This window comes from Pedobacter cryoconitis (genome assembly GCF_014200605.1).
Classification (GTDB): Bacteria; Bacteroidota; Bacteroidia; order Sphingobacteriales; family Sphingobacteriaceae; genus Pedobacter; species Pedobacter cryoconitis_B.
This window is the reverse complement of record NZ_JACHCE010000008.1, coordinates 1-13861: the sequence shown is the minus strand read 5'-3', so window position 1 is coordinate 13861 and position 13861 is coordinate 1. Positions and strand designations below refer to the sequence as shown.

Genomic DNA, 13861 nt, shown 5'->3' with positions numbered 1-13861 from the left:
TACCAATGCAATGAATCAAATAGAAGCTGATTACATTCTTCCAGTATCAGAAATTGGCAACTTACTTACAAAGCTGACAACCAAAAAGCTACCATTAAGAAGAAAAACAGTACCAAAAGATATTCTTACTGAAGCGAAAATAGCTGAACGTGTTTTGAGTGACCTTCAAGCTGTAAATTCATTAGGAGAACAGGTTCCTTTTAATTGCCCAGGATGTGGTGGAGTACTTTGGAAAATTGGTGGAGGTAAAGAGTTACGGTATCGTTGTCATACTGGCCATGCTTATACCTACAAATCTTTGCTCGCTGAACAAACAACCAAAATTGAAGAAACTATGTGGACTGCCCTGCGCATGTTTGAAGAAAGAAGAAACCTCCTAACTACCTATGCAAAAACCCAAACTGGTGCCGTTGCCAGATCAGCAGTGGAAAGATCTGAACAGTCCCAAGTTCATATTGACCGAATAAGAGCTATCCTATTAGCTGATGACAAAAGTACAACTCCTAATTAAAAAGACTTTAACTGAAAGCGTTAGTGTTCAGTTGGTGCAATAGCTGATTTTTTCAATTCTTTGCCTGGGATATATTTTCTTAAAATTGAATATAGAAGATCCAAATCGAAAGGCTTACGAATATAATTATCAAAACCGTTTTCTCCATAAAGCTTATCAATGTTATAATTACAACTTAATGCGATCACAGGAAGATGAGGGTAAACCGATTTGATCTTAAGGCAGATCTCCTTGCAGACTTCTCCATTCAGGCGATAATCTAACATAACTACGTGTGGTCGGTGATGTTCGATCAAAGCTATAAAATCTTGATCGCAATTGAGCACTGGATAGACATTGAAGCCTTCACTTGACAAAGCCTCTGTAAGTACATCGAGGATAGCCACGTCGGTATTCTGGACAATTATTGTTTCCGTTTCCATATTTTATTTCTTATCGAAATCCAAAAAGAGAAAACAACTCATAATCATAGTACGGTTTTCGGTTCCAGCCTAAAGATACAACTATATTTCCTTTGATCGAATATAGGAAAGTTTCTTGAAGATCTTAGAAATACCTGTTTGGGGTTAATGTAAGAGGGTTTTATCAAATTAGAGCTGTCGCTTATTAGCATAAAGTTCGTTCCCATATGGTACAATTCTCAAGGCAGCAGTTCCCATATGGGAACTGCTGTTCAAGACCTTCGCGGATGAATTTATCGATTTGGTAGTTGTCTTCGCTACAGGAAGCTTTCCCAGTTTCAAAGAAATTTTAATTGAAGACATTCGCCTTCTCTGATGACTAGTCCGATAACTATTTTAGTAAAATTTATTTAATTGCATATTTTCTCTCGCGTTGTTTGAACGCTTGATTACCACCTTCAAGTATATCGCACACATGTTCTTTGATACCTTGTTTTTGGAGAATAGCTTTGTTACCCCTGTCAAGTTCCCGGGTATGTTCTAATGATCCGTTGATATATTCAAACCTATACCTTCCAGCTTCGTCTTGCGTGGTTTGTCCTTCCTGATTAGCTACAATTATATTTTCTGTATCTGTGGCGACTACCAGATTAGCATTGTGAGATACAATTATAATTTGTCGTTCTTTCTTTTTTTCTTTGATCATTCTACATAGCAGTTCATATATAGTCCTATTATCAAGATTATCTTCCGGTTGATCTATCAAAATTGGATACTCAGATGAGCTAATTTGCAAGAATAAGATTAACAATACTGTGCCCTTCTTTCCTGGTGACATCTTGAGTAAATCATCCCCTTTATAACTTACGGTATAATCTATCTCAAATGCATCTTTTATTAAAGACCTAAGAACGCCTTCTAAGGACACTTTTTGCCTAACGGCAATATAGCGTTCAGCATCTAGATAAAGCTTATCGTCATTTATCCTCAACTGGTGAGAGTAAAATTCAGGAACAAATGCATAATTGATATTATTATCTAAGAAAAATTTATGGTATTCGCTTCCTTGCGGTGTTGCTGCCTTATTCACTTGATCGAGAAAGGGGAAGTTCTCTTGTTTATAGAGTAATTTAGCCTCCAAAGTTATTTCGTCATCTATGTTCTTTTTAGTGTCGTTTACTTTTGAAACAACTTTCTCATAAAGTTCATATCTTAGTTTTAACAATTTGACTGTTCTTTCCCTGTTATTCTTATAGTCTTCAAGCTGTGATTTAAGTTGTTTTTCAAGATTGATAGCCTGTTTGGATAAACCACACGAAACTGACCCCTGCTGACCAATTCAAAATGCCCCCTTCGCCTGACCAAATTGACCCCAGTTCGCCAATGCAAACTGACCCCTTTGGCCAATTAAGTTGACCCCCTAAAAACTGTAAAAGTGTTTATCTGATCGGATTCTTTGAGACGCGGTTTTTGTTTAGCTTTTTAGTTCAACAAATACCCCTAATTACGATGTCCAATACGCCAATCAAAATGAATAAACTACGACAGATTATCCGTCTATACTGCCAGGGTGTAGGGATTAAGACGATCCATGGGATGATAGATACCTCCCGAAATACGATTAAGAAATATGTGCGGTTATGGCACAGTTTAGGCTTGAGTCAGGAAGAATTCAACGCTAAGAATGATGGTGAGCTTTCCGTTTTATTTTGTACGCCAGTTGGCAAAAGTTCAGGTAGCCCACGCATGAAGCAACTGGAATCACTACTGCCTGAGATCTGCAAGAAGCTCAAAAAGAAGGGCGTAACTCGCGACATGTTGTATAAAGAGTATTTAGCGCAGCATCCCGCAGGTTATAGCCGTTCCCGATTTAATAATACTATTCATATTTATTTACGGCTTTCCCGTCCGGTCATGCACATCGAGCATAAGGCTGGTGATAAAATTTATATTGACTTTGCCGGGAGTAAGCTTTCTGTTGACCCGCAGGAAGGTACGGCACGTGATGTGGAGGTTTTTGTTGCCATTCTAGGTTGTAGTCAATTGACTTATGTAGAAGCGGTAGAAAGTCAGCGCAAAGAAGACCTGATTAAGGCCTGTGAAAATGCCTTGCATTATTTCGGAGGTATTCCTCAAGCTATTGTGCCGGATAACCTTCGTTCTGCGGTCACTAAAGGAAGCAAATACGAAGCGGTACTTAATGATGAATTTGCTTGCTTTGCGGAGCATTACGGGGTTACGGTTGTTCCTGCCCGGGTTTATAAACCCCGGGACAAGTCTTTGGTAGAAGGAGCAGTTAAGTTAATCTATCGTAGCATTTACAGCAGACTGGAAGGGCGTAAATTCAATGATTTAAGTGCATTGAATACAGCCATACTTGTTGGCCTTGAAATCCACAACAATAAGCCGTTTTCTGGTCGGAGTTACTCCCGGCGCGAGCAGTTTGAAGAAATTGAACGGGAAATGCTTGGGGCACTTAATCCTTTGCCTTATCAGGTACATAAGCAAACAATGGTCACAGTCAACAAAACTGGTTATGTTCGTCTGGGGGAGGATATTCATCACTATAGTGTACCATACACCTACATTGGAAAAAAAGTAAAGCTCTTGTACACCAGTACGTTGGTAAAAATCTACTATCAGTACACCTTAATCGCTTGTCATACACGTGACAGAACTAAATATCAGTACACTACTGATGAAAACCATCTGGCCTTACAGCATCGTTTTCTAGGGGAATGGACACCGGAAAAATTCATCACTCAAGCAACAGCTATTCATGAAGATGTTGCGCTTTATATTTCTAAAGTACTGGAACACAAAGTTTATCCTGAACAGGCCTATAAGTCTTGCTCGGGTATTTTGAGTTTCGCCAGACGCGTTGGGCCCCAGCGGCTTACCGATGCCTGTCGTTGGGCTGAAAAGCTGGGGCAGTACAATTATCCTGTGATCGAAGAGATCCTCCATAAGCGTCTGGACCAGCTTCCTATTGAACAGGAAGAACCGACACCCGCAATCCCATCCCATGATAACATCAGAGGTAAAGACTATTATCAATAATCAACCGTATAAAACAAAAGAAAATGAATAATGAAACCCTAGAAAAGCTCCGACAGCTTCGCTTGTTTGGCATGTATGATGCTTTTAAAACTAACCTGGAGACCTCAGTCAAAGAATCCCTTACTGCTGACCAGTTTATTGCGCTGCTAGTCGCCAGTGAGTGGGACGACAGGCGTAACCGGGCAATAGAACGTGCAATAAGAGTAGCAGGCTTTCGCTATAAAGCTGCCCTGGAGCAGCTCGATTATTCCGTGGATCGCGGGCTGGATAAAAACCAGGTTCATAGATTGGCCGCACTTGACTTTATCAAAGAACGTAAAGACCTGTTCATTACCGGTTCCACCGGAACTGGAAAAAGCTATCTGGCAACAGCTCTTGGGTACCAGGCCTGTCAGATCGGCTATAGAGTGATGTATGTCAATACTGCTAAACTTATGGGGCAACTTAAATTAGCTAAGGCTAAGGGCAATATACTGGCAGAACTGAAAAGAATTGAGCGGGTAGACCTGCTCATTCTCGATGACTTTGGACTACAGCCTTTCGATCCACAGGCAAGGCTTGCTTTACTTGATGTGATTGAAGACAGACATCAGAAGCGTTCTACTATAGTGACTTCACAGATCCCCGTCAAAGAATGGTATGACATCATCGGTGAAAAAACTATTGCCGACGCTGTACTCGATCGTATCGTACACCACTCGTTGAGAATTGAATTATATGGAGAATCTCTCAGGAGAAGAAAGTCTAAAACTGAAAATGTATTTTTGTAAAAACAATAGTTGTTAATCAGGATAAAGTAGTCTATTCAAAGAGCCAATCTGTACAACAACTTTTACCTTTTTTTAAGGTTAACTCTGAGGGGTCAATTTGCACAGGTCTTCAGGGGTCATTTTAATTGGTATATCCAGATTGACCAACTTGATCATCCTTGAAATATATAAAGAAAGCACAGCACCGTAAACTTGTTGCTTTTGAGGGTTATTACCAACACATACTATCTTTGGTTCTTCAGGATTATTTATATCGAGCGTGAAATCGTTGCCACTCAACACATAATAGAGCTGAGGTGAGGATAACCTTGCCAAACCAATTTTCGCCGAAGCAATCTGTCCTTCCAATTGAGCCATTGCATTATTTTGTAAAGCTGAAATAAATGGATTGATCAAAACTTTGATCTCATCTTCCTCCTGCAATACGGCAAATAACTTATCATAGTCTGCCTGCATTAGCTCAATTACGTGTGGAAGCGTGCAAAACTTACCATTTTGATATTTCCGTAAATACCAGATCACTGCAGTGAGGAAATTAATTGGTGATTCAACAAAAAAATCACCACTTTTTTTCAACCAGTCTTTGTTCAATCCCATCATTATGGTTCTTGAAGATTCTGTAGCATCTGTGATGTCTTCCATGCTTTCAGGATGCAATGGATTACACCTATGCATGATATTTTCAAAGTCGATAACCCAAAAAGTGGGTTTCACTTTGTAATTTCCCCAATATTCTAAAAGCATATTGTATACAATTCGATAAAGGTCATCATATTTATAATCATAAAGAAACATGGAAAATCCCTTTTTAATATGCTGCTCAATGATATGTCTGATGACAAAGTAAGATTTTCCTGCTCCGGGTGTTCCCGCAATAAGTATTCCCCTGAATGGATTGATTATATTAATCCAGCTATTTCTAATTTTATCCTTTAATCTGTACTTAGCTGGTAAGTTTACCGAATATTCATTTTTGAGCAGACGCTCCTCCTGAGGAAAGGTTTCATTTTCAATGTTGAATGTATCCTTATTAAGCTTATCTTTTATGAGTCTTGACACTAGCCCTCCCCCAGTTAGGATCAGCATATAACCTACAGAGGTTCCCCCAATGTAAAAAACAGCTACTAGAAATAAACTAAATGGTGATATCAATATAACTATACTGATAAAATAAAAGAGTAAACCAGTCACCAAATAAAACACTATCGAGCCCCGTTTCAATTTTTCATTTTTTTTCCCTTTTACTCCAAAAAGCGAAATAACTAAGAACAATAAAGCTACGAGTTTGGGATTTAAGAAATTACCAAATAAACCTGTTTTAGATATATTATATATAATTCTGTCAGTAATTTCTGCAGTCCATCCCAATTCTTTAAACACTGTATAACAGCAGATATAGAAATGGATGGTAAGAATTGTTATACTAATTAGTCTCGTAAAATCAATGATTTTACGCAAGCCCTGTGTATCTTCACCTGTATTCATATGAATAGTTTTAAAGGGTTATTCCTTGATTTCTTTTTTTCTTTTTCTTCTTCTTTGGCATTGGGCCATAATCTATCTCTGGTTTACCAAAAATGTCACCGAGAGATAATGAAGATGTCTGAATTGAAGTTAGATTTGACTGTAATGAAGAGTCTTTACTGCTTTTTAGATAACTATCAGGCCGCTTAAGAGGCTTCAGATATGTTTTATTGGTGTCAAAAGAGCCAATCATCAATGAAAGTGCATTAGCACTGTATAGCTTACCTAAATCACTTCCATTAAAAACAGCTTTATTAATATGATCTACAAAAGTTGTCCCGTAAATACGTCCTTGCTCATTCATTCTTAATATAAGGCTAATACCTTCTTTCTTCAGTTCTGAAACAAGTGTATTCTTTGTTATGCTTTGGTAAGAATTAAGGACTTTGTTAATCCTTTTTATTAAATCATGTTTAGCTGGCTTGCGCAATTCAGAATTTTTATCATATCTCTTTTCCAGATTTTGTAATGTTGGTTTACTATAAAAAGAACTTGATTTAATCGGTACACCAATTTTTTCTCCATGCTGATCGATAATAGAATATATTAGTCCCTTCTTTTTATACATCTCAGTTTCTTCATTCCCTCTATCTGCGACAACATTAAATAATTTCAGTACTGCATTCAATTCGGCAAGTGAGGTATATTTGTATGAGCCTATAACTGCACTGAGAACATTATTTATAGATGTCTTTGTTGGTAAACGGCCATAGGTAATGATAGTTTGATCGATAGGTTTAATGCCTGGCTCAAGACTATATTTTCTGCTTTCTGCAATAACTAGATTAAAATCTCTCTCTATTTTCTTTCTTGCTGGCTCCGAAACCAGTCTACCTATATTGTGGGTTTTAATCGGTTTGCCATTGCGTTGAATGGTTGTAGTTGCTATATGAATATGATGATGGGCAGCATCATTATGCCTATATACTAGAAAAGGCTGGTCACCAAAGCCAATCGAGTCCATGTAAGCAATTGCAATATCCTGCATTTTGGTATCATTAATATTTTCGCTTGAATGGAAATTAAGTGAGATATGCAGTGCATTTGTCTTAACACTCGATTTAAGTGCTGTTAAATGTTCAAATCTTTTCAACTTGTGCTCAAAATCCATGTTTTCTACTTCTCCAGCAAAACCGCTTGCTAAAATTAGCCTGGCATCACCTCCCATAACTTTGTGCTCGTTATAATGTAGAATCCCCCTTATGCTTTTTCCGATTTTTATTTTTGCAACCATTTTTCAGCTAGTTTAGAGATCAGTTCCATAAGTCTTTCGATCTTAGGTTCGATTGCTTTATAGGTTTCTGCGGTCTTACTCGAATGAAAAGATCGCTCAATTGGATTTTGGCTGATATGGAAACTATGAGTTTGTTGATTAATATTTACACCAATCCTTTTAATCTCTTTCCTTATAAGCGCCATTTCTTCCATCGGCGCATTCATAGAAATATCTTTATGCAAAAGTTTTATAGGACGGTTAGCGATGATCTTTCTAACCACTTCACCAATGGACCTGCAATCGCTATTAAGCCACAGATCAGCAACCTTTTTATACTGCTGTTCAGTTAATCGGATAATAATAGGATGGCTTAAAATCTTATCTTGATCTTTTGCTTTTCTCCTTGCCATAAATACACTTATTATTGACTTCAGGATCACGAGTTTCGAGTGAGCCTCTGTCCTTTATAGGACAGCAAAGAGATTTTCGTATACGAAAATACATCTTTGCTAAACACACGGGTGTTTGCACTTAGCCCATAGAACATTGGTTTTGGACATTAAAACTGTAAAATATTATACTTCGGTTCTTTGTTAATTCCCGTGAGAATGAGACTTATCTTCATTGTGAATTAATTGATTTTAATTTCGGGATTTCGAAGTTATATTATTTCCTTCTACGAGTGCAATCACATCGTCATACTTGTAGAAAATCAACCCACCAACTTTGTTAAATTTGAGTTTGCCAGTATCTCGGAGCCCTTGCAAAGTACCAGGAGATATGCTCAATAACTTACGAACGTCATAGCTTTTCAGCCACTCTTTCTGTTCGCTGATTTTATGCAACCTTTGCCCTGGTCGCCTCAGTTCCGAAAAAAGTTCATGTTTAAACTGATTAAGATCCTCTTTGGTTAGAAATTCGATATTTGCCATAATTTGAATATTAAAATAGTATGGCAAAATTGGGAAGGATATATTATAGGAGTTGGGTACTACATGGGTAGTACCTATTAATATATTTTGAGAGCTTTAATTTACGTTTTGCCATACTTGTTAGAAAAATACGGATAATTGATTTCAGAGTCGTACTATAATTACCTGGAAATTTAGTCTACAATAATTTATCCTGATTAATATTCCTGTCGACAAAACTGGAAAAACCGAACACTGCATCTCTATCCCTAGACCACAAGGCTTTCCCTATTACATAACGAACATCCAGACCGCTCAGATCTGTCCAGATCTGGTTTTCTTCATCGAACTCCTCACGCATGTCTTGCAGGTATTTGATTTGCCTTACCCTTTCCACTTTTTTGTCTAGCAATGATGCGATATCGGTTACAAATAAGGCATTTCTATGGATTAGGGAAATGTCTATAGGTGAATCATCGAGTGGTACCACGCACAAGATATAGTTATCTCGAAGCTCTTGTGCCGTATCACCCTGTTTTCCTGTCATTTTTACTTGTACAGATCTTGAAGATTTTATTTCAATGGTAAGTTTCCGCTTATCTTCACGCTCAAGTAAAAGATAATGGTCGTCATCTGAATCCACAACATAATCGCTTCCAATTGGCACACGTTTGATCCTATATCCCGGTAGCTGGCTCACTGCTTCGAAGAATGCTGCTTCTACTAGTGCGCCAATTTCCTTGTTTTTCTTTCTGGTTTCCTCTTCTTGCTTTTTGATGTCATAGGCTGCTAATAGCTCACTATCCCCAAGTATTCCAGTTACCTTTTCCGGCGTCAGTTCCTTATTCATTAAAATTGACACATAAGACTGGTCCCAATCCATCCGCTCGTCTTCATCGTCGCCTGATCGAATATTTCGCAAAAGGTCACCCACGCCAATATCTAAGAAGTGAAGCCAACGAACTACTTCCGGCTTCTGTAGCGAACTGTACAGCACCCGACTTTCTTCCGAAGAGGTAAAGTAAGGGAGAAGCGATTCTACCGACGGTTTGTCCGAGGTATTGGAGACATTGCTTTTTATCCAATCCCTTGCTTTAATGTCTCGCATCCAAATGCTCGGAAATATACTAACTTGAACTTTCTGTCCATCCGATTCTACGGTGACTTCTTTTCGCGTAGTGCCATACTGGTCTTCTCTCAGTAGCACCTGGGTAATCATTTCTAGTAACAGCTTCGTTCTTCGGATTGAACCACGGACCCGATCGATGACGCCCTTGTCCGCAGGACGGCTGAAATAGGCAATCTGGCTAAGTTCTATTGTATCAACCATTGCCCATTCCCCAGATTTGCTGGACGATAGCTTGTCCCTATCCTCACGCTTGGTAACCAGGTAGCGAATATTTTCAGGTTTAATCGTAGCAGTCTCTGAATAAAGCGGTCCGGGTAGTAGCCAGGTACTCGTCCTGTTGGTTGAATTTTCCTCCAAAAACATAAACAAGTAGCTATCATCAAGTATGAATTCATCGTTGAACAGCTCAGCGTAATCCTGAAAACCTTGCTGCCAGATGGACACAGGGCCAAGAAACAGATCAGCACCAGAAGCAATTTTTTCCCACTTCTTACTACGCATCAGGATTGGATATCCAGGAAGAGCGCTCCCCTGTCCATCTTCGATCAGCCAAAATAGAAATTGTGCCGTGTTGTTCTGGAAAATCTCTGTTTTTTCTGCTATAACTGTAGTTTTCACCTTATCCACAAGTGCATTAACAAGGGTTGATTTCTTGTATTCCTGCAACTGATGATCCTTTGATTTGATAACAAGCAAGGGATTGATCAGCATGTCCCTGACATTGAAGTCCAAGCCAGATGAAATATCCTTTAACCTGTCTTCAATCTGTTTCTCTGAGGTTTCCTCACGTTGTAGATTCCCAGACTTTCGAAGCTCTCCGCTCTGATTGGCAAGGACGGTAAACTCAGTCCAGAGATCCTGATTGTTAGAATTCTCTATCACCTTGATAAGATAGATGAGAAACTCTTCCGCTGTGCCTTCTTTAACCCGAATATGATCTAATTTCTTTCCTTCGGTAGCATCAATTCTCTCGCATAAATCCTTCAGTGTTTTGGCAGAGGGATGTTGGTCCAATTTGGAAAATGTTATCCGGTCGTCTAGCAGGTTTTTCCAGTATATCGCCTGTCTAAGCTGTGGTACCTTTACATCTTGATACTGGTTCCAAGCTGTCCAAAGTTGTTCATAAACAGGTGGATCAGAATATGGTACAGTCGCGGCGTCGAGCGAAATCAATGTGCCCCCTTCACTGGCAACCAGAGGCAAGCTGTCCATTTTTTCGAAAAGCTGAACCATTTTCTGGGCATACCAATCTCTGTCTAGCCACTCAGTAGATGGCATTCCACCAAGTCCGGCGAGAAGGTGAATATCCATATACTCTGTAGAAGATGAAATCAGCCTGCATATTTCATAGTATGCACTAAAGGCCGCCTCCAAAATACTTTTGTTCGCCTTTGCTTCGGCCGTATCTGCCTCTATCCATATCTTTTCGCGCTCTTTGTTCGGTTCGAAACCTTGACTGTGAATCAAGAATGGCAATGGAAAGGCCTTGTCGGTTCCTACTAGCGGAAAAGTGATGAAGAGACGGGGCAGATTTGCCTGAATAGCCATAATACGATACTGGCTATCCATCGGAACAGCCACCGTACCAAGCCCATCTCCCAGTAATTTGGTTTTAAAAATGGTCTCATCATCTGTGGAAGACCTATAGATATGAATTTCGTCTGGATTGTCTTGTTGAATAATACTAAATGAGCTTACCTCATCACGATTTTTTATCCAGACATTCCTGATGATGCATGAAAATGCCATTACCGCTGGCATCAGTGAATCAAGCGAGCCCAGCACGGCGTCTACCGTAACTTGGATGTCATTGTTGCTGTCGGAAATATAGGTGAATGAGGTTTTTTTGGTACATACATCTTCTGATATGGACTTCTTAAAACTTATCCAAGATTTATCCAAAACTCTGAGCATGTCCTTGCCATCGATGGCCTCCCGATCAAGCTCAAAATCAAAGGATCTTCCATCGATCAGACTGCCCATAACCCTGACCTTTTTCGAAAGCAGATGGGTAGTCATAAATCCAGTACCGAACTTTCCTGTCTTACCTGCCAGTCCTGGTTTAGAGGAGCCATGATAGATCAAATGGGTGATGTCTTCTTCGGTAAAATCATGTCCATTATGGCTGAAGGTGAGTTCGCTTCCATTATATTCGATATTGACATCGACCTTTCCATCAATAGCAACATCCTGGGCATTCTGCATCAATTCCCATATCCATCGTTGGCGATGTTTTGGATCGTTGCCAAGTTGTTTAAGGTGTTCATGAATTTCGTTGGCATTGTTTGCACTCATTACCCGCTCCTTAGTTTGGTCAAGGCTATCCGGATTTAGATTGGCTATAGATTCTTCGGACATTCGATTTATAATCTAAAATTATTTTGTATAGGTCCTTTCAAAGCTCCAAATACCATTTTCCCGCTTGGCTTTAACCCAGTATTGGAGCCCTTTGTCAGTTTCATAGGTTATTTCTAGCGCTTCATTAAGGGCAATTGAGTTTGCAAGTGAAGCCTCTTTGGCATTCGCAATATTTCCAACCTGGTCGATTGGATCGTCAACGACGGATAATAGTTTAATGCATTTAGCTTCGATATGGCACTGATGCAAAATGCTCTGAAAGGGCATCGTTATTTCGTTGGCTTGAAAATCTGGACTGAATGCCCTTGCATCAAAGGTATTTAATGCAAGGGGGATTTTCAAGATTGCGAAACCACTGTAGTTTTTTTTAGTCAGGACTTGGGAAATCGCTATACTATATAGGATGCCAAGATCACCACTTCGGCAAACAAATATTCTGCCAAGCGTATCCGATTCAAGTCCTCTATCGATTATCAATTCATAATTTTCCAGTGTCGTAATATGGTAAATTGCTGCATCTGGTAAGCATAAAAATTCTCTCATCTATTTTCGCATTTGGATAGGTTTAACGGATAAACTATGTCTTTATGTTGATTGTTGTAGTCCTTGGTGAATCTTCAAAGCCCGTGATTTCTAGTTTCCGAATACTGCCCTTTCTGTCTGCCTTGAGGTAGCTGTAATAGCGAATTGGAAAGCCGAAAAGAACGGCACACTGTTTTAGTTTGGCCTTCAGATCCGCTCTTGACATCGCTCCAGCATCAATTTCTTTCATCACATGATAAAATGCAGGCCAAAATACCGCGGAAGTGACAAATCTCAGATCAATTCCCGTACCTATCAGCGAATACGCACCGCAAACGGTAATAACTCTTGCAGCTAGATCGTCATTTGCCGCACGGCATGCAGACATGAAGAGCCTCCGATTTCGCAATGTACCATTAAGGGCTTCAGAAAATTCCGAATTGGATATATCATTGCCATTGATCTGTATGCCTTCTTCATCAGCATGACAGGAAATATGCAAATATTTGAACCGTGATATTTTAAAATCGGCAATAAGTTCGAAAAAATGACTAACCGAATCTGCCCAGTGGTATTGGTGCTCTATATTTGCCAATTTTAATATCGATGCTAGGTTTTCACCGTCGGCAAATTCTTCGCTTCGAAGCGATTCGATAATATAAACACCAAATTTAGCCAACGTGAGATTATTAATTTGCTACCAAATTATCCATTTTATCTTAAATATTTCAAAATATTAAAAAAATCAACAATTACTTATCACAGTTCAATAGAGACGTTCACAACTACCGAGAAAGATGATCTAGAAATATCACTAAAAGATATCACCATTAACCTTTAGAGTTCCTATAACGGCGGCAGCTTATTTTTCATAATTAATGGTTGGTCTGTACTATTTACAAGTTAACCTATCACCATCATGAATTCTTGTAACGAATTAAATCGAACATATACTTGAATACAGAATAAAGGCTAACTTAGGTTTTCATTTAATGTAATGGTTGAAAAAGAAAATAAAAGTAAGGTTTTTCTGTCCTATGCTGCTAATGACAGGAAAAAAATAGACTTCTTGAAAAATGGACTCATCGAGAATGGCTTTTCAGTTCTGAGTGATTCGCTAATTGCCCCTGGCACAAATTGGCATAAGATAATATCCTATGAATTAAATGCTAGCGACTATTTAATAATTTGTTTGACAACTAAAATGTTCGCTGATGGTCCTTTTACATTTGACTATAACAAAGCCTTTGTTTCTGAAGCAAAAAAACGTGATATAACCATAATTCCAATACTATTGGATGATATTCTGATGCCTGATGCCCTTAAGGAATTCGTTTATCTTGATTTTCGTAAAAACCATTCAGACTGTAACCCTCCCTTTTTTCGAACCGGTTTAGGAGGCGAGAATTCAAATTTATATATTATTTTTCATCTCTCAGCATGGAGTCAGCTCCGTAGG

Annotated in this window: 12 protein-coding genes and 1 pseudogene; 4 read left to right on the top strand and 9 right to left on the bottom strand. The window is 38.9% G+C overall.

Annotated features, from left to right (window positions below):
* Positions 1-10 precede the first annotated feature (10 nt).
* Entirely contained in the window at positions 11-511 is a 501-nt protein-coding gene (locus HDE68_RS20440) for a hypothetical protein (protein ID WP_183884101.1), read from the top strand.
* A gap of 20 nt (positions 512-531) precedes the next feature.
* On the opposite strand, the gene HDE68_RS20435 is transcribed toward HDE68_RS20440, so the two are convergent.
* Together HDE68_RS20435 and HDE68_RS20430 are read right to left on the bottom strand one after the other, a co-directional pair.
* Positions 532-933 (bottom strand): response regulator, encoded by a 402-nt coding sequence (locus HDE68_RS20435; protein ID WP_183884100.1) that lies wholly within the window; start codon positions 931-933, stop codon positions 532-534.
* 385 nt (positions 934-1318) lie between these two features.
* Positions 1319-2137 carry an ATP-binding protein gene (locus tag HDE68_RS20430; RefSeq protein WP_183884099.1) on the bottom strand — a complete coding sequence of 273 codons (819 nt, stop codon included), beginning with the start codon at positions 2135-2137 and terminating at the stop codon, positions 1319-1321.
* Between the two features lie 305 nt (positions 2138-2442).
* On the opposite strand from HDE68_RS20430, the gene istA reads away from it, so the two are divergent.
* Both istA and istB read left to right on the top strand, forming a co-directional pair.
* Entirely contained in the window at positions 2443-3972 is a 1530-nt protein-coding gene (istA, locus tag HDE68_RS20425; protein ID WP_260171820.1) for an IS21 family transposase, read from the top strand.
* A gap of 23 nt (positions 3973-3995) precedes the next feature.
* On the top strand, positions 3996-4742 hold the full coding sequence (istB, locus tag HDE68_RS20420) for an IS21-like element helper ATPase IstB (RefSeq protein ID WP_183870316.1): 747 nt from the start codon (positions 3996-3998) through the stop codon (positions 4740-4742).
* Between the two features lie 138 nt (positions 4743-4880).
* Here istB and HDE68_RS20415 read toward each other — a convergent pair.
* The 7 genes and pseudogenes from HDE68_RS20415 to HDE68_RS20385 form a co-directional block, all read right to left on the bottom strand.
* Positions 4881-6227, bottom strand: a pseudogene (locus HDE68_RS20415) (YWFCY domain-containing protein); the annotation flags it as partial.
* Positions 6228-6237: 10 nt separating this feature from the next.
* The gene (locus HDE68_RS20410) at positions 6238-7500 is read right to left on the bottom strand and encodes a relaxase/mobilization nuclease domain-containing protein (protein ID WP_183884096.1); all 1263 of its coding nucleotides are present in this window, start codon (positions 7498-7500) and stop codon (positions 6238-6240) included.
* Positions 7485-7892 carry a mobilization protein gene (locus HDE68_RS20405; protein ID WP_183884095.1) on the bottom strand — a complete coding sequence of 136 codons (408 nt, stop codon included), beginning with the start codon at positions 7890-7892 and terminating at the stop codon, positions 7485-7487. The genes HDE68_RS20410 and HDE68_RS20405 overlap by 16 nt, the downstream gene beginning before the upstream one ends.
* Before the next feature lie 231 nt (positions 7893-8123).
* The gene (locus HDE68_RS20400; protein ID WP_183884094.1) at positions 8124-8414 is read right to left on the bottom strand and encodes a helix-turn-helix domain-containing protein; all 291 of its coding nucleotides are present in this window, start codon (positions 8412-8414) and stop codon (positions 8124-8126) included.
* Positions 8415-8592: 178 nt separating this feature from the next.
* Positions 8593-11880, bottom strand: coding sequence for a sacsin N-terminal ATP-binding-like domain-containing protein (locus HDE68_RS20395; RefSeq protein WP_183884093.1), 3288 nt, complete (start codon positions 11878-11880; stop codon positions 8593-8595).
* Between the two features lie 18 nt (positions 11881-11898).
* The gene (locus HDE68_RS20390; protein ID WP_183884092.1) at positions 11899-12423 is read right to left on the bottom strand and encodes a hypothetical protein; all 525 of its coding nucleotides are present in this window, start codon (positions 12421-12423) and stop codon (positions 11899-11901) included.
* 34 nt (positions 12424-12457) lie between these two features.
* Complete coding sequence (locus HDE68_RS20385; protein WP_183884091.1) at positions 12458-13081, bottom strand: hypothetical protein; 624 nt, start codon at positions 13079-13081, stop codon at positions 12458-12460.
* 318 nt (positions 13082-13399) lie between these two features.
* Here HDE68_RS20385 and HDE68_RS20380 point away from each other — a divergent pair.
* A partial coding sequence (locus HDE68_RS20380) for a toll/interleukin-1 receptor domain-containing protein (RefSeq protein ID WP_183884090.1) occupies positions 13400-13861 on the top strand: 462 nt, incomplete at its 3' end.